The organism is Alkalihalophilus lindianensis, assembly GCF_032843265.1.
Taxonomy (GTDB): Bacteria; Bacillota; Bacilli; order Bacillales; family Bacillaceae_D; genus Alkalihalophilus; species Alkalihalophilus lindianensis.
On the sequence record NZ_JAWJBA010000310.1, the window covers coordinates 1 to 273 of the forward strand.

General features: G+C 28.6%; 1 protein-coding gene. It reads left to right on the plus strand.

Features of this window, described 5'->3' with window-relative positions:
• Positions 1-29: 29 nt before the first annotated feature.
• Positions 30-273, plus strand: a 244-nt coding sequence (locus RYX56_RS22380) for a glycosyltransferase (RefSeq protein WP_317124125.1), incomplete at its 3' end; no start/stop codon positions are given.

Below are 273 nucleotides of genomic sequence, written 5' to 3' on the forward strand. Positions count from 1 at the left end.
CGAATATTTAGTGAATTAGGAGTGGGAAAATGTCAATAAATTTACCAAAATTGACAATTGTAGTACCTTGCTATAATGAAGAAGCAACCTTAGAGGAAACAACTAAAGAATTAACAAGGGTAATGAAGAATTTAATTGCCGATAAGAAAATTAATAATGATAGTACTATTTTGTATGTTGATGATGGGAGTTCAGATCGAACATGGGAAATAATTGAGGAAAAGATAGCTTCAAATTTATTTATTCAAGGAATAAAATTAAGTAGGAATTTTG